This is a genomic window from Catonella massiliensis (assembly GCF_016651435.1).
Classification (GTDB): Bacteria; Bacillota; Clostridia; order Lachnospirales; family Lachnospiraceae; genus Catonella; species Catonella massiliensis.
This window is the reverse complement of the sequence record NZ_JAEPRJ010000001.1, coordinates 1342790-1359032: the sequence shown is the minus strand read 5'-3', so window position 1 is coordinate 1359032 and position 16243 is coordinate 1342790. Positions and strand designations below refer to the sequence as shown.

Sequence of the window (16243 nt, the reverse complement as noted above, 5' to 3'; positions counted from 1 at the left end):
CATACAGCGTGAAAGGAAAAATAATGAAATTACTTATAGCGTCAGACATTCATGGCTCAGCTTATTATGCTAAGAAGGTAGTGGAGTGCTTTGAAAAAGAAAAGGCTGATAAACTCCTTCTTTTAGGGGATATTTTGTATCATGGTCCAAGGAATGACCTGCCCTTTGAACACAATCCTAAGGAGGTTATAGCCCTCTTAAATCCTCTAAGCGATAAAATCCTCTGTGTCAGAGGAAATTGTGAGGCAGAGGTAGACCAGATGGTACTTGATTTTCCATGTCTTGCCGATTATATAATTGTAAATGTAGATGGAATAAATATTTTCGCAACACATGGACATATATTTGGCGAGAACAATCCTCCAAAACTCCACAAGGGTGATATCCTACTATGTGGGCATACGCATGTGCCAAAATGCGTAGCTTACGATAACTATATTTATATGAATCCGGGCTCTGCTTCCATACCTAAGGAAAACAGCCACCATGGCTACATGACTTATGACAACAAGGAATTTGTGTGGAAGGATTTTGAAGGAAATATAAAAGACAGCTATATCTGCAAGGAGGAATGAAATTGACAAAAAGATATGCTATTTTTGACCTTGATGGAACTCTTCTTGATACCCTGGATGACCTTACCGACTCTATGAACTACATACTTGGCAAGCACAATTTTCCTCTAAGAACAAGGGATGAGGTAAGAAATTTTGTAGGAAACGGTGTCAGAAAACTGGTAGAGAGGGCAGTTCCTCCCGAATACAAAGCAGATGATGGATTTATAGATAAGTTCTATGATGATTTCAGCCTTTACTATAATTCTCATTCGGATATAAAGACCTCACCTTACCCGGGAACCCTTGATATGCTTGATAAGCTTCTTGAAAATGGCTTTGACATAGCCATAGTGTCAAACAAGATAGACTCGGCAGTCAAGAGCCTAAGTGCCAAGTTCTTTGGAGAGAGGATAAAGTCCGCCATAGGCGAAAAACCAAGTGTAAGGCATAAACCTGAGCCTGACATGGTATTTATGGCAATGGAGGAAATGGGTGCAGACAAGGAAAATTCAATATACATTGGAGATTCGGAGGTAGATATACAGACAGCTAAGAATTCAGGCATACCTTGCATTTCGGTACTATGGGGCTTTAAGGATAGGAAGTTCCTGGAGAACTCAGGTGCAACCGTTATAGTTGAATCAATGGAGGAGCTTGGAGAAAGACTTGTTAATTATCAAAAATCTCAAAATAATTAGTTATAACTAACTACATATAGTAGATTTTTTTGCATTTATTGATAAAAAATCTCTAATACTGGTTTTATTATTTTCAATTTTGTGATATTATTATCAAGGTGAAATTAAATCGTGCTGTATAAACTTGAAAGCTTAGTGATGTACAGGTTACGTATAGTGAATTTAGGAGGATGAAAAAATGTTTAAGGTTGTAAATAAGCGCTACTTAGCCAACAATATCTGGTTAGTAGATGTAGAGGCACCTAATGTTGCCAAAGCTTGCCTTCCGGGACAGTTTGTTATTGTAAGGCTTGATGAAAAAGCTGAGAGAGTTCCACTTACCATTTGTGATTATGATAGGGAAAAAAATACAATAACACTTGTTTACCAGGCAGTTGGAGCTTCCACAATGCGTATGAGAGATGCTGATGAGAATGGATACCACGATGTAGTGGGACCTCTTGGACAGCCTTCTGAGCTTTGTACTATGCCAAGAGAAGAACTTGCTAAAGAGAAGATTCTTTTTATGGCGGGTGGTGTTGGTACTGCTCCTGTATATCCACAGGTTAAGTGGTTAAAGGAAAATGGATACGAAGCCGATGTTATTATAGGTGCAAGAACAAAGGAGCTTATTATTCTTGAAGAAGAGATGAAGCAGTGGGCTGCTAATCTCTATATAGCGACTGATGATGGATCTTATGGCTTCAAAGGTAATGTAAATGACTGCCTTAAGGATCTTCTTGCTAATCATGGTAAAGAATATACAAGAGTTGTTGCTATCGGACCAATGATAATGATGAAGTTTGTCTGTCTTACAACTAAAGAACTTGGTATACCTACTATAGTAAGTATGAACCCAATCATGGTTGATGGTACAGGTATGTGTGGTGCCTGTCGTCTTTCAGTAGGCGGTAAGATTAAATTTGCCTGTGTAGACGGACCTGAGTTTGACGGACATCTTATTAACTTTGATGAGGCTATGAACAGACAGCGTATGTACAAGTCTGAAGAAGGAAGAAAGTTGTTGAAGGAACAGGAAGGTGAGACACATAAGGGACCTGGTTGTGCTACACCTAATCCTCAGAAGGTAGATTAATTCTAAGTTATAAAGGAGATAATAAAAATGGCAGTTAATCCAATGGTTAGAATTCCTGTCAGAGAACAGGAAGCTAAGGAAAGAGCACATAACTTTGAAGAAGTTTGTTATGGATATAATATTGAAGAGGCTATGGAAGAGTCTACAAGATGCTTAAATTGTAAGAATCCCCGCTGTGTAGGTGGATGTCCTGTAGGTATCGATATTCCGGGCTTTATCATGAGAGTTAAAGAAGGGGATGTTAAGGGCGCTTATGAGACTATAAGCAAATACAGTGCACTTCCTGCTGTATGCGGCCGTGTCTGTCCTCAGGAATCACAGTGTGAGAAGTACTGTGTAAGAGGAATAAAGGGTGATTCAGTATCTATTGGTAAGCTTGAGAGATTTACAGCTGACTGGGCTCGTGAGCAGGGTATTCGTCCTGAGCCTGCAAAGGCTAAGAATGGCAAGAGAGTAGCAGTTATTGGTGCAGGCCCTGCCGGACTTACAGCAGCTGGAGATCTTGCTAAGGCAGGCTGTGAAGTAGTTATCTATGAGGCTCTTCATGAGGCAGGCGGCGTACTTGTATATGGTATTCCTGAGTTCCGTCTTCCTAAGGAAACAGTAGTTAAGTACGAGGTTGATAACGTAAAGGCACTTGGCGTTGAGATTAAGACTGACTACGTAATCGGAAGATCTCTTACTATAGACCAGCTTATGGAAGAGGAAGGCTTTGATGCTGTATTTATCGGCTCAGGAGCAGGTCTTCCTAAGTTTATGGGTATCCCTGGTGAGAATGCAAATGGTGTATTCTCAGCAAACGAGTACCTTACAAGATCAAACCTTATGAAGGCTTTTGATGATAATTATGATACACCTATACATCCTGGCAAGAAGGTTGTAGTAGTAGGCGGTGGTAACGTGGCAATGGACGCTGCAAGAACTGCTCTTAGACTTGGTGCAGAGACACATATCGTATATAGAAGATCTGAGGAAGAGCTTCCAGCCAGAGTAGAAGAAGTTCACCACGCTAAAGAAGAAGGCATTATCTTTGACGTACTCACCAATCCTATTGAGATTATTGAAGATGAGAACGGCTGGGTAAAGGGATGTAAATGCGTTAAAATGGAGCTTGGAGAGCCTGATGAGTCTGGCCGTAGAAGACCACAGGAGGTTCCTAACTCAGAATTTGTTATCGACTGCGATACAGTAATCATGTCACTTGGTACAAGCCCTAACCCACTTATTTCTTCAACAACTGAGGGACTTGAGGCAAATAAATGGGGATGCCTTGTTGCTAAGGATGAAAATGGTGAAACAACCAAGGTAGGCGTATATGCCGGTGGTGATGCAGTTACAGGTGCAGCTACAGTTATTCTTGCAATGGGTGCAGGTAAGCATGCCGCTAAGGGTATCTTAGAGTATCTTGGCGTTGAAAAGGCTTAATTTTTTAAGGAATAGCTTTCATTGATGTGATGCTGTTAATTATAAGATCACAACAATTAAAGATTCCTGATAAGCAGGATTATTACCGATATAATTGGGTCTTCTATGATGAAAGTTATGTCATAGAAGACCTTTTTAATTTTATATTTTTTAAGATTTTCTTATCTTGCTGAAAGAAAGCTAGCTGTATAATGCTGTTTTAGCAATAAGCAAAGGCAATACATCGACTTTAAAAAATTTGGGCTTGCAATTATGCAGAGTTTCTGCTAAAATTAGCTAGTGTGTTTTGTGTGTGTAAACCTAAAATATCCATTGGAGATAGAGGAGGTGCTGTAATGGCAAAGTGTGATGTTTGTGGAAAAGGTGTTAGCTTTGGTATAGCTGTGAGCCATTCCCACAGAAGAAACAACAGAGCTTGGAAGGCTAACGTTAGAACTGTCAGAGTTAAGACTCCTGGTGGTGCTAAGACTATGCATGTATGTGCTTCATGCCTTCGTAGCAATCGTGTAGAACGTGCTTAATTAAATGATTATAAAAGAGCTGTTACCGGAGTAGTGACAGCTTTTTTGTTTGTTAAGAAATTCTGACTGAATCTCATAACAAATATATTCTTAATGTGATATACACTTTTAGGCGGGAAGACTAATATACTATGTAATCACATGATTTGGAAACTCTTGCAAGATTGAATTGTGTTTTTTTAGGAGGATAGGTATGGAACAGTATAAGCAGGAATTTATTGAATTTATGGTGGAAAGCGAAGTTCTTAAGTTTGGAGATTTTACACTTAAAAGTGGCAGACAGTCACCATTTTTTATGAATGCAGGCGCTTATGTGACAGGAAGCCAGTTAAGAAGACTTGGCAAATTTTATGCAATGGCTATTCATAATGCCTATGGGGATGATTTTGATGTCTTATTTGGACCTGCGTATAAGGGTATTCCTTTGTCAGTGGCAACAGTGGCTGCTTTTGATGAGCTTTACGGTAAAGAAATCAGATACTCTTCGAACAGAAAAGAAATTAAAGACCATGGCGATACCGGAATATTACTAGGAAGCAAGATTAAGTCAGGTGATAAGGTAGTCATCATAGAAGACGTTACTACTTCAGGTAAGTCAATTGAAGAGACCTATCCTATAATCAAATCAATGGGAGATGTAAAGGTAGTAGGTATGATGGTTTCTCTTGACAGAGGAGAAAAGGGCAAGAGTGAAGAAAGTGCACTTAAAGAAGTTTCATCTCTTTACGGATTTCCTACAGGTGCTATAGTTACAATGAAAGAAGTTATAGAATATCTTTATAACAGGGAAGTTAATGGAAAGATTATTATTAACGATGAGATAAAGGCAAGAATTGACGACTATTATAAACAGTATGGAGCAAAGTAGTTTTATTAGACAACTACCTATACTTTGTGCAAGTTATACTAAAAAAACTGGAAATCAACTGGGTTTAAAGTTTGTGTGAGTTATACAAAAATAAGGCCCTAATTTCTACACATAATACCCTCTAAAAAGCCTTTACAAAAGGGATTTTAGAGGGTATTATTTTATCTATGAATCAAGTTTGAATTAAATCTGATTATTGAGTTCTAAGTATTTATTTGGATAATATAGAGCTGGATTACCAATATAATATTTACTCAGTTATTTAGTTTTAAGTCCAGGGTATTCTAAATAATTATTTTGTGCGTAGGAGGTTGTTTATGCTCGTTGCTTTTTGGAGCAGTGCAGAGATTAGAACAGGCGTTACCACTAATGCTGCATTAATCTCGCATTTTTATGCTCAACGATATAAGAAAAGAGTTGCATTGTTTGAAAATCATGTTCCGGGAAGGTATAGCCTAGAGGACATACTGGTTGGAAAAAGGAATTTACCTTTTGCATTTGAAGAACCGATTTATTATGGCAGAAACAATTATATTAACTATTATTATGGTTTAATGAAGGCGGGACTTCCGGTAAACGGAATAGGAAATGCAGCAGTGCGTATGGCAGACGGAAAATTGTACTATTTTCCGCAGGTTTCATCCAACCATAATCTCTTCGATTATGAAATGAATAAGATAATCGATAGATTGTTGGATGAGCTATTGGTTAGATATGAAGTAGTTTTTGTAGATTTGAAAAAAACACGTACTTTGACTACGAAGAGAATAATAGAACGTTCAGATCTGGTTTTTGTAAATGTTCCTCAAGATGAATTGGGTAGTGTTTTGAGTGAACATTCATTTGATAAAGATAAGACCTGCCTTTTAGTAAGCAGATATAAGAAAAACGAAAACATTGGATTTGACAAGTTCATTTCAACTTATAGCACGGATGATGTAAGCATATCATATATACCTTATTGTGAATCTCTACTAGGAATTTGTAAAAATGGAAGTTTATCAAGTTTTCTAACAAAAAATCTCTGGTCAACAAGGGGCGAAAAGACATTTGAACTGATATCGCAGCTTAGAAAAATAACTGCTTATATAAAAATTCAGTCAGATAATGACTCCCAAACGGAGATTAATGTATGACAAAAAAATCCCTTAGGAAAATAAATACAACTGATAAAGTTAATGGTTTTGAAGAGCTTTTGGCGGCAATTAAGGAAGATTTTACGCAGCTTTTAAGGGTTAATCTTAATATTGGTCCATTTCTTCTACGGGAAAGACTGATAAGAATTGAAAAAAGAGAAGAACTAAGAGAAGCTCTTAGAACCTGTGGCTCAGGTAATGAAGCGTCAAAGATATTTATTAAAAGTTATATTACCAATCTGCTTGCAGACAAATATAAAATAACTGAGGATAACATAGATACATACTTAAAGGAAGATTCGGAATATAAGTTTAAGGTAATGCTTGAAAAAAGCACCTTAAAATACGGCAATATGGGGCTTGAAAAGCTTATTGATAAATATTTCTCTGATATGTTAATGAAGTCTGACAAGAGAGATATAGATGAAAAAGCACTTAACAGGGCGTTTGGCAGGGTAAGCTATGAGGATATTACTTTTCCTGAAAAAATGGAGATTTTATGCCAGCAGATATATGAGAATTATAAGGGAAATGGCATAATAGACTCTTTGCTGCCTATGGTTATAGACGGGATATCAGGAGGGGTTTCCAGTGATAATGGAGAATATTATGTATGGCTTATGTACAAGGGAAATACCGTCAGTCTGTCATTCCTTAAATATAAGGGAGAAGCTGAGATTAAGAGAATATGCAGGAATCTCTGCAAGAGCTATGGTATAGGTCAGTTATCTGAAAGGCGCGGATATGTTGTGGCTGAGCTAAACGATGGCTCAAGAGCCTCTGTGTCAAGACCGCCATTTTGTGAAAGCTGGAGCTTTTTCATAAGAAAGTTCAGGATGGAGAAGATTCTTGAGCTTGAAGATATAATTACGGATGATGGTTCAGAAGATATAATAAAGCTTCTAAAATACCTGATTACAGGTGAGAGGTTAATAGCAATAACAGGAGAACAGGGTTCAGGTAAAACCACCCTTTTAGCTGCAATGGTTAAGTTTATTCCGAGCTGGTTAAATATAAGAGTAGCAGAGATGTCATTTGAGCTGCATCTAAGAGCAAGGCTTCCAGGCAGGAATATAGTAAGTTTCAAGGAGACTGAAGGTGTTGGGATACAGGAAGGGCTTGATTTTACAAAGAAAACAGATGGAAATGTAACCATACTTGGGGAAGTTGCCACCATGCAGGCAGTATTATTCCTAGTACAAATTGCTCAAAATGCTTCCGCATTTACACTATTTACACACCATGCGAAGGATACAACGGCTCTTATTCACTATATAAGAAATTCTTTGCTTATGCAGGGAAACTTTAGAAATGAGGTTATAGCACTAAAGCAAGCAGTTAACTCTGTAAGAATTAATATTCACGTTAAGAAGAATCAGTTTGGCAAAAGATATATCGATAAAATAAGTGAGATTGTACCAAGTGATAGAGATGAAGCATTTACAGAGAGGCTTGTTGCATATAAAAGTGGTGATAAGTATGTGCTTAAGGATGAACTTAGCAGGGAGACACAGGAGGCAATATATGGGAGGTTACCGGAAACAGAAACAAGTAACTTTATAAAATTTATTAAACAGTGGCAGAAGGTGAAAGATGGAAAGAGTTTTATTTAGCATATATAAGTTATTATGTTTCAGCACCTTTGGAAGAATAATAATAAGTAAAACAGAATACGAAGTTGGAAGATACCTGCCATTTGATAATTATGGAATGGGAGTCACTACAGCCAGGGTTTTTCTATCAAACTTGTTTAAGGCGTTCTTTATAGCAGGATTAGCTTTCTCCATAGCTTTTTTTGATATCAAGTATCTTCCTATTGCCATTATGTTAGGTGGAGCCACCTACAAAGACAGCTTTGTAAAATGGAAGAGAAAGCAGGAAAAGACGATACTTAGACAGCTATCCTCATACCTAAATGAGCTTAGAAGAGAATATTACCGTTTTAATGATGTAGAAGAGGCCTTTCTCGCAGCATTTTCTGCAGCAGGTGAGGAGCTTAAACTTCATCTGGGACTTATAGAGGAAGCAATGGATGGAGACGGCGTACCTGAGAGGTACAGGGATGCGTCCCCCAATAGGTTTTTATTCATTTTCATTGCGATATGCCAATGTGCAATAAAGTATGGAGACAATGACAACACTTTTGTTTCAAACATTGATGAATTGCAAAAGAACATTGACTCTGACCTCCTAAAATGGGAGAGGGAAGACTTTATATTCAGTGCAGTCTTCTTCGCTATCTGTTTTGCCCTTATAAGCCTTCCTATTATGGAAAGATGGGCCATCTCTCAGGTCGAAGGGTTAACGGAGTTTTATGACGGATTTAAGGGAAGTGTGACAAGGGTAGCCTGTCTGGTTATAACATTATTATTTGTTATATTTTTTGAAAAGATGCAGGAAATAAGGTGTGATGGGATTACGCCTCTTTTATCGGGGATTATGGAAATTGGCTTGGTTAATAAAGGCTTTAAGTGGCTTTTTGACAAGACTTCCACAGGTAAGAGTTCAATCGCTGAAATATTTGATAAGAATTTTCCGGAAAAATCCTATCAACATTTCATTTTGTCAAGGATTTTTTGGTTCATAGGCAGTTTTGTTATAGGATCACTCTGGATAATCTACTGGCAATTATCTTTAGTTTTAATGATTCCTGCCATACTGATAGCCTTTTGTATGAGCTTCATTCCTCATTTAAGTTTGGTAATAGATGGTATGTTCTATGAAGCTATGCTTGAGGAGGAAATAGGACAGGTAAGGCTGATGACGATATCTCTCGCCGGAGTTATAGGGATGACTGTTGAAGAAATACTGCTTTGGATAGAGAACTTTACCTCATTTTTAAGGGATAGTGTTTCAACCTGCATAGATGAACTGGATGTAGATGAACATGATGCGCTAGACTTACTTCGAGATAGGTGGAAGACTACGAGCTTTATCAATGTCATAGATGATCTGATTGCAAGTGACAAAATAGGGATAAACGAAGCCTTTAAGGATTTGCTTTCAAGAAGAGATTACTACAGTGCGAAAAGGAGGCAGGAGCAGGAGCTTATAGTCAGGAAAAAAGAGGCTATTATTTCTACATTTTTATATCTGCCCTTCATGCTGTCAGTAGGGGCATATATGATAGCGCCGTTTTTGGTAATAAGCGTAAGGAATCTTTTAGACATAACAGTTAAATTAAGTTAATTATAGTTAAAAGAAAGGGGTTTTGTATGAGTAATGGATTAAAAGGATTGACATTGGCGGCAGGAGTAATTATTACCTGTATAGTTATAAGCATTGCATTCTTTGTAACAAGGGAGGCTAAGGACATAGCGGCACAGGGAATAAATCAGATGGGTGAATATACCACTGAAATGGGTAACGGAGGAATTGAGTTTTACAATGGCCTGACTTTATCAGGTAATGAGGTTATAAGGACTGCAAAGAGACTTAAGGGGAAAACCAATATTTATGTGGTTACTAACGATACCAAGGCAGGTGCTCCAGGTGGAATAAAGGTTGAGACAACCAATTGGCTGACCAACAATGTGTACCAATATGGCAATTTTATAGGAAAGGTAAAGTATAAAGATGACGGAAGTGTTGACAGATTAACCTTTATACAGCAGGAACATTAGAGCGCCTATGTTAAAAGTACTTGAGTTACTTAGAAAAACAGGGTATTTGATTTTATTTGTTGTTGGCATCAGTCAGATATTATTGTATGAAGCTTATTTTAGCAAATTGTTAAGGGTATTGAAGGTGGAGCTTATATGGAGGTTTTTGGCAAATTTTGGAGTATAGTAGTCGGTTTTATACTGATATTTATCTGCCCTGTTTACATTATGGAAATGAGGCTTAAAGCTCTTGAAGACATTCAGGTTATGAATGTTTCCGACAGATTCATAGACAAGGTAAAATATACAGGTTATATAGACAGGAAGGAACTTGATAATTTTTACCTGAATATGTCAAAAATAGGAGGTAGTAAAGAGCTTAACCTTGTTCATAAAAAAAGAGCGATAAGACCTGTAGTAGAGAATGGGGAGGTTGTGGACAGCAGGGAATTCTATGTTGATGTTTTCGATGCTGAGATTAAGAAAAGCCTTAAAACCTCTTCTAAATACAGGTTTAAAATCGGCGATGAAATATGTCTGATAATCAGGGATAAAGAGAGGTTGTTAAACATATTTCCAAAGAAAACAATAGAGATGGGAGGTATGATAGAAAACGAATATATTAAAGGTTAGTTCGCTTATTTCTGTCTTTTTGATTATCCTCGTACTTTCCGGAATAGTGGAAACTTATGCAGTTTTTACTGATACAGAGAGAGGACTTTTAGCTAAAAATAAAATGATGGAGATAGCAAAGTCAGGGGCGGCAGATGCACAAGATGATTTCAGATTATCAAAATATGATTTGAGTGAAGGTTATGTTAAAGAGCATATCAAGAAAGAGTTATATGGCACCAAGGAAGATTTGTCGGAAACAGAAAGGCAGATATTATCAAGTGAGTACTTAGATAGTTCCGAAAAAGATATTCTTTCCTTACTCCCTAAAAGAGGTAATTACTCAAAATATACTAGGGATGTATACAGAGTTAGAGCAAACAATACAGAAAGAATATACTTTTATGAGGCAGACAATGTTTATCATAGTTCTTATCTTTGCAGTCATTTGCCTTCTGATAAAAGCGGCATTAGCGTATATTCCTCTATGGAGGAATGTGCCCTAAAGGGAGCATATCCTTGCAAAGCCTGTGTTCTGGGCCTTTATAAATAAGGAGGGAAATTGGAGAATTCATTAAAGATGCTGACAATTGCAGCAGGAATCTTTATAACCTGTGTGGTTATTAGCTTCAGCCTTTTGCTAATGAGGGAAGGCATTTCGTTTGGCAATGTATTTGTAAACGAGCTAAATGAAAAGGAGAGAGATTACAGAGAATACAACATAGCTAAGTATGATTCTGAAATCCTTACTGGAGCGGAGGTAATCAACTTTACCGGTAAATATCAAAATGATCTGGATGTAATAGTGATTACAGACCTTGGCAGCAGAATATTTTCTAAGAACAACAAGTTCAATATTGCAGCCAACATCCCTGAGAACGGCTTCTATATCGAGCCTTATGATGATTATATAGGGCATATAAACAGGGATGGTAACGGAAAAATAAATAGAATACAGTTTGAAATAAAGAGGGGTTAGAGATGATAAAAAATAATCTTAAAAAAATGGTTTTTATTAATGTGGTGCTGATATTTGCTTTCATTTTAAGCACTGTAAATATGCCTGTGGTATATGCTAAGAGCTACGCTACTGAGGGTGAACTGGTTGACTATCTGGTTGAAAGGAGCAATCTAGGCGTCTTTGAGGACAACAGTTTCACCGGCAAAAAGCAGGGGCTAAATAAGTTCGGTATTGAAGGACTGGATTATTTAACATCACCTGAAGAGTCTGTCACAGTTGAAAAGCTGGCCTCTGTTTGTGCTGATATTTTAAGATTTACAGGAGAAGATAAAGGAATCATCCTTAGTGATGATTATTCTCAGTTTCTTTATGTTTATCCTAAGACAAAAGCAGTTTTATTTGAAGATGGTATATGGTCTGATGATTCTTATTATTTGGTATCACGTCAGTTAAGATGGGAATTAAAGCTAAGAGTTATAATGAAGAAACTTGGAAGAGTTAATGATATAAAGTCTGCAAGTAATAGACATCAATTAGACCTTATTACAGTATTAAAAAAAGGAATCATAATTGGTAAATCAATGGGCAGATACACGCAGAACAGAAATCTTATGCCTAAGAGGAAGGTAAGCCTTGCTGAAGCTAAAAAAGTCATTGAAAGGGTATATGATTCGAAGAAGAGATATCCAATGAGCCCTGATGGACAGCTTCTAAGAAAGACTAATCTGCCTTTCTGGGCTTCAGATTACAAGTATATTCTTGCTTCTTATCCGGATTCATATTATGAAACAATGCTTTCTTATGAAAGTCATCTTGCAACCAGCTTTAAATTACATAGTGACTATGATCCACCAAAGTATACATATAGCAGAATTTTAAATGGATTTGCATTTGGAACTAATGATAATATCTACGAAGAGGCAGATAAAGTGCGTAGATTTCAAAATCACAGGATGAATGTAGACTACAGAACCATTGATAAAAAATGGAGAGATAAGCTTATTTCATTCTATAGAAGGAAAGAATATACCAAGAAAAGTGATTTAAATGGAATGAAGAAGGACATAGATAAATATATCAGGTTTGTTAAGGAAAATAAGGTTATAATTGAATCAAAACCTGTCGCAACAGATGCAAGTTCTGCATATTATTGGGATTTCATACCAAGTTTTCATACTTACATGAAATTCAGAATAGTATCCTGTAAAAATCTTGATAAAAATTTGTATAAGATAATATACGGAAGCATTACAGGAGACTGGTCCCATGGACTAGCAAAATACCGTGAAAAGAAAGTAAAGCTTGGAGAATGGTGCGAAGGGGTCTATCAAGTTAATTATCCACTGGGAATGATAACACCTCATGATTTTGAAGAATATCCGTGGAGATGCGTATGGATGGCCGATTTAGATTTAGCAAAAGGGGTTGCCAAAAAAACTAAAAAAATGAGGGTTGTTAGAGTGACCGAGAAAACTAAGAACTTTTTTGCACCGCCTAATGAAACTTGGTTGGGTTGGGAATAATTATGAATAGGAGAGGGAAAGCCTGCTTTTTATTCCTTATACTGACTATTATCCTCACCTTTACTTCTGTAAGCCTAGTAAAGTCGGCTGTATCTTTTGAGGTAAACCCGGAAAATGGCGATATAATCTGGTATTCTTCAGCTATATCAGCAAGAACCGGTACAAGATGGCAGCCAAAAGGCTACTTTATTTCATTGGAACCCTCGGATAAAAAAGATGTTGGTTATCCTTTAAGGAAGAAATCGCCTATTATTACCTTGTATACCAACAATGAAACTGTAAAAACAGAAAAGCAGAAGTCTTCCTTGGGTTTAAGTAAAGTAAAGAATTCAATCTCAGGAAAGTATATTAAGGATCAAATCATGTCTAATAAGACTTTTTATTCCGAACTTATAAAAAAGTACAGGAACGGGGATAAGAAGCTATATATCGATACAGTTTTTGAGACCTATGAGCTGGTAAATGATGCTTATACAAGAAAAAAAGTTATTGATGCTTTTAGGAAGAAGAACAAGGCGGACTTTGAAAAGCCAAATGGTAAGTATATATATGTAGATGGGCACAAATATGAATATGATAGTGAGAGAGATGAAGTAAAAAAAATCAGAAAAAATGATTTGACAGATATTGATAAAATCCAGGGGGCAGAGGGATGGAGTGAAGAGACTAAAAAGCAGTGGTTGAGTGACAAGTATTATAATTATGCGATTAATTATGAGATCTATTCTAATGTACTTGTTAAGTATGTAGACAAGAAAGGTAAGCCGCTTTGGGATGAGGAGCTTACAGATAAGAATAATGCTTCAGGTTCAAAGATGTTAAATATTAGTTCAAAGGACCTGAGCAATCCTCATTATGCCTATCATAGGGATGAAAAAGATAAGGAATTAACTCAAAGTGAGGAAAAGAAGTATTTTGGTGATGAGGTCACTATAAGGCTTCCTAAAGAGATAGTAGTAACGAGAAATAAGAAAAAGGTAAAGTATAAGCTTATTTCCAGTGAGTACAGGGAAGCAAGTACACCTAATGTGCCTGAAAACATCAAGATAGGAAATGAGGCTTCCCAGCAGAAGGTTGTGCTAGGCAATGAAAAGTCTGTTGTAGTGGGTGTATATGAAGGACCACCTCCAACCGTATATGAAAAAGAAGAGGAGATATCCGGAGAAATTGGTACACCTGAGCCAAAGGGGGTGATTGGCTCGGGTACCATGGGTAATTCTCCATTTGACATTGAGAAAGGAATACCGGTCAGTGAATATTATTTTAAAAACGTTGTTACTGAGAATTATCTTCTTAAATACCGCTTTAAGAGAAAAACAGGAGAAAAACTGATAGATGTAAGAAGTTATATTAATTGGCATCTGCACTGGACAACAGGCAAGGGTAAAAAGCGTAAACGCCATTCTAAAGTTAAGAGAGTGGATTATCTAACCACAGTTCAAAGGAAGTATTCATATTGGTATATTGACAGTCTTTTGGTGTATACGCTTGATGGCGCGGTTTTGGTTAATGCCGCTATACCTGATACAGGAAGTATGATGATGCCAAAAGAGCCAGTTACACCAAAAGTAGAGTATATTACAGGCTTATCATTTGATGAGCATGTAAAGCCACCACTTGAAAGCCTAACATCAGTTCATCTGGGAGATAAATCGGCAAAAGGGCGTACTATACCGCCTTATAATCCTTCATCTGCTGTTGAATCTCATATAGGTGACCTGATGGTTAAAAATGACCGTCTTGTCATAGATGATGAGCTTATTATGGATGATAAGGAAGTAAGAAAATCTGCGCCAAAGCCCGTGAAACCGGCAACAAAGGGTAAGAATATAAGTGATAAAGTACTGTATGAAGATGGAAAGACGATAGATACACAGGTACAAAATGGTATTTACGAAAGTAGTGGGCAAGTATTTTACACGCTTAGCGACAGCGTAAATCCTGAAGGAGAAACAAGTCTGGTATTTGATATTGATGATGTAAATCCGGTTAAGGTGCATACTCCTGTGGTCTGCGATTACAGTATCGAAGACGCCAGAAAGTGGTGCCAGCTGATAAAGCCCGACAAGTCTTTATACCAGCTTGTGCTTGAAAAGGACTTTGGTATTGACATCAAAACAGTCGGAAACCACTTGGATATAAAGGGGTATGGTGAAAGGGATTATTCAAAATATACACTGAAAAAGGAAGTCGTTTTTCCTTTTGAAGTTGAAGTGGATGGTAAAACCTATTTTGCAAATGAGCCAATAACAGTGAGCGGCAATACGGTTTTTCATCTTCCTATGACAGTTAATGAGGGGAAATACATTGTTGTAGTAAGAGCCTATGCTCTAAATCATATATCGAATTCAGATGCTGAAGAATATGCCAATCTTTCGTATAAGAATTATATAGCTGAAAATAAAATCAATGTGGAAGTAAGCGGCAGACTCATAGATTTTACCTTATTAGATGTTAAAAATACATCAATGTGGGAAGGAAGGAATAAGCAATTTGTCTTTGGTAAGGGTGTTAGACTATACAATTTACCTCTTATCAAAGGTGATAATCCTAAGTTTACCAATGAGGGAGCCTTCAAGAAGGGATATGCGGTTTCCTTTGAGATGACAACCATAGGGAATTATATTGGTGAAGCATACGGCATAAGGATGGATTTTGACTTTTATGTTATTGACACAAAGGCAGGAAGCAGGATACCTGTTGATATTTATTATGAAGAGGTGTCTGGTAAAGATAATAAGAAGCTGGGCTTAATAAAGGTTGGAGGTAAAAGAGACAATAGTAACATTCATTTTACTAAAGTAGGAGATAGAGATATTGGCTTGTACAGGTATGATAAGGCACTACTGCCAAAGCAGCTTTTGGCGGCGGGAAGTAATATGAACCTGCAGAGATGGAGGGGAGAATATTCTTTACCGGAAAGGATATATGTCTGCAAAAAGGGATTCAACCTCGAAGGGTATATGAAAAAGCATTCATTTATATATTTTGATGAAGATTTTTGGATTAAATCCGGCTATCTTACTGTCTTAGCAGACATTTCTACCTTAAAAGACGGGAAAAAGGTATTAAGCTATATCAACTCCGATAATGAAAAGGATGGGTTCTTTAACAATTGGAGATATGAAACATTTGGAAGAAGGAAGAAAGACATCAATGGGGATGAGATAAAATTTTTACACGGGGATCTCTTTGTGTTTGACCTGTCTAAGAAAATATGGCAGGAGAGAAGGACCAAAGTTAAAAAGGTTTATTAAAAGCATTG

General features: G+C 37.0%; 15 protein-coding genes. All 15 read left to right on the top strand.

Translation table 11 applies throughout. The features are described from left to right. Positions 1-23 precede the first annotated feature (23 nt). The 15 genes from yfcE (at position 24) to JJN12_RS06045 (ending at position 16235) form a co-directional block, all read left to right on the top strand. Positions 24-575 carry a phosphodiesterase gene (gene yfcE / locus JJN12_RS06115; RefSeq protein ID WP_208428856.1) on the top strand — a complete coding sequence of 184 codons (552 nt, stop codon included), beginning with the start codon at positions 24-26 and terminating at the stop codon, positions 573-575. A gap of 2 nt (positions 576-577) precedes the next feature. Further along, positions 578-1255 (top strand): HAD family hydrolase, encoded by a 678-nt coding sequence (locus JJN12_RS06110; protein ID WP_236013715.1) that lies wholly within the window; start codon positions 578-580, stop codon positions 1253-1255. Positions 1256-1433: 178 nt separating this feature from the next. Continuing rightward, a complete protein-coding gene (locus JJN12_RS06105; RefSeq protein WP_208428854.1) occupies positions 1434-2330 on the top strand; it encodes a sulfide/dihydroorotate dehydrogenase-like FAD/NAD-binding protein in 897 nt (298 codons plus the stop codon). Between the two features lie 27 nt (positions 2331-2357). Next, positions 2358-3755: an NADPH-dependent glutamate synthase gene (gene gltA, locus JJN12_RS06100; protein ID WP_208428853.1), complete on the top strand. Its 1398-nt coding sequence runs from the start codon at positions 2358-2360 to the stop codon at positions 3753-3755. A 335-nt stretch (positions 3756-4090) separates the two neighbouring features. Continuing rightward, positions 4091-4276 carry a 50S ribosomal protein L28 gene (gene rpmB, locus JJN12_RS06095; RefSeq protein WP_208428852.1) on the top strand — a complete coding sequence of 62 codons (186 nt, stop codon included), beginning with the start codon at positions 4091-4093 and terminating at the stop codon, positions 4274-4276. Positions 4277-4469: 193 nt separating this feature from the next. Next, positions 4470-5144: an orotate phosphoribosyltransferase gene (gene pyrE, locus JJN12_RS06090; protein WP_208428851.1), complete on the top strand. Its 675-nt coding sequence runs from the start codon at positions 4470-4472 to the stop codon at positions 5142-5144. A gap of 317 nt (positions 5145-5461) precedes the next feature. Beyond that, positions 5462-6280, top strand: coding sequence for a hypothetical protein (locus JJN12_RS06085; protein WP_208428850.1), 819 nt, complete (start codon positions 5462-5464; stop codon positions 6278-6280). Continuing rightward, positions 6277-7893, top strand: a complete 1617-nt coding sequence (locus JJN12_RS06080; protein WP_208428849.1) for an ATPase, T2SS/T4P/T4SS family — start codon at positions 6277-6279, stop codon at positions 7891-7893. The genes JJN12_RS06085 and JJN12_RS06080 overlap by 4 nt, the downstream gene beginning before the upstream one ends. Continuing rightward, a complete protein-coding gene (locus JJN12_RS06075) occupies positions 7874-9469 on the top strand; it encodes a hypothetical protein (RefSeq protein WP_208428848.1) in 1596 nt (531 codons plus the stop codon). Before JJN12_RS06080 ends, JJN12_RS06075 begins: the two co-directional genes overlap by 20 nt. 26 nt (positions 9470-9495) lie before the next feature. Next, positions 9496-9903 (top strand): hypothetical protein, encoded by a 408-nt coding sequence (locus tag JJN12_RS06070; RefSeq protein ID WP_208428847.1) that lies wholly within the window; start codon positions 9496-9498, stop codon positions 9901-9903. A 135-nt stretch (positions 9904-10038) separates the two neighbouring features. Beyond that, positions 10039-10515: a hypothetical protein gene (locus tag JJN12_RS06065; RefSeq protein WP_208428846.1), complete on the top strand. Its 477-nt coding sequence runs from the start codon at positions 10039-10041 to the stop codon at positions 10513-10515. 46 nt (positions 10516-10561) lie between these two features. Beyond that, positions 10562-11047: a hypothetical protein gene (locus JJN12_RS06060; protein ID WP_208428845.1), complete on the top strand. Its 486-nt coding sequence runs from the start codon at positions 10562-10564 to the stop codon at positions 11045-11047. A 9-nt stretch (positions 11048-11056) separates the two neighbouring features. Continuing rightward, entirely contained in the window at positions 11057-11473 is a 417-nt protein-coding gene (locus tag JJN12_RS06055; RefSeq protein WP_208428844.1) for a hypothetical protein, read from the top strand. A gap of 2 nt (positions 11474-11475) precedes the next feature. Next, complete coding sequence (locus JJN12_RS06050) at positions 11476-12978, top strand: hypothetical protein (RefSeq protein WP_208428843.1); 1503 nt, start codon at positions 11476-11478, stop codon at positions 12976-12978. A 2-nt stretch (positions 12979-12980) separates the two neighbouring features. Further along, the gene (locus JJN12_RS06045) at positions 12981-16235 is read left to right on the top strand and encodes a DUF5704 domain-containing protein (RefSeq protein ID WP_208428842.1); all 3255 of its coding nucleotides are present in this window, start codon (positions 12981-12983) and stop codon (positions 16233-16235) included. Positions 16236-16243 lie beyond the last annotated feature (8 nt).

Coding starts and splice junctions, on each gene's coding strand:
- yfcE (WP_208428856.1), top strand. CDS start 24: ATGAAATTACTTATAGCGTCAGACATTCATGGCTCAGCTTATTATGCT.
- JJN12_RS06105 (WP_208428854.1), top strand. CDS start 1,434: ATGTTTAAGGTTGTAAATAAGCGCTACTTAGCCAACAATATCTGGTTA.
- gltA (WP_208428853.1), top strand. CDS start 2,358: ATGGCAGTTAATCCAATGGTTAGAATTCCTGTCAGAGAACAGGAAGCT.
- rpmB (WP_208428852.1), top strand. CDS start 4,091: ATGGCAAAGTGTGATGTTTGTGGAAAAGGTGTTAGCTTTGGTATAGCT.
- pyrE (WP_208428851.1), top strand. CDS start 4,470: ATGGAACAGTATAAGCAGGAATTTATTGAATTTATGGTGGAAAGCGAA.
- JJN12_RS06085 (WP_208428850.1), top strand. CDS start 5,462: ATGCTCGTTGCTTTTTGGAGCAGTGCAGAGATTAGAACAGGCGTTACC.
- JJN12_RS06080 (WP_208428849.1), top strand. CDS start 6,277: ATGACAAAAAAATCCCTTAGGAAAATAAATACAACTGATAAAGTTAAT.
- JJN12_RS06075 (WP_208428848.1), top strand. CDS start 7,874: ATGGAAAGAGTTTTATTTAGCATATATAAGTTATTATGTTTCAGCACC.
- JJN12_RS06070 (WP_208428847.1), top strand. CDS start 9,496: ATGAGTAATGGATTAAAAGGATTGACATTGGCGGCAGGAGTAATTATT.
- JJN12_RS06065 (WP_208428846.1), top strand. CDS start 10,039: ATGGAGGTTTTTGGCAAATTTTGGAGTATAGTAGTCGGTTTTATACTG.
- JJN12_RS06050 (WP_208428843.1), top strand. CDS start 11,476: ATGATAAAAAATAATCTTAAAAAAATGGTTTTTATTAATGTGGTGCTG.
- JJN12_RS06045 (WP_208428842.1), top strand. CDS start 12,981: ATGAATAGGAGAGGGAAAGCCTGCTTTTTATTCCTTATACTGACTATT.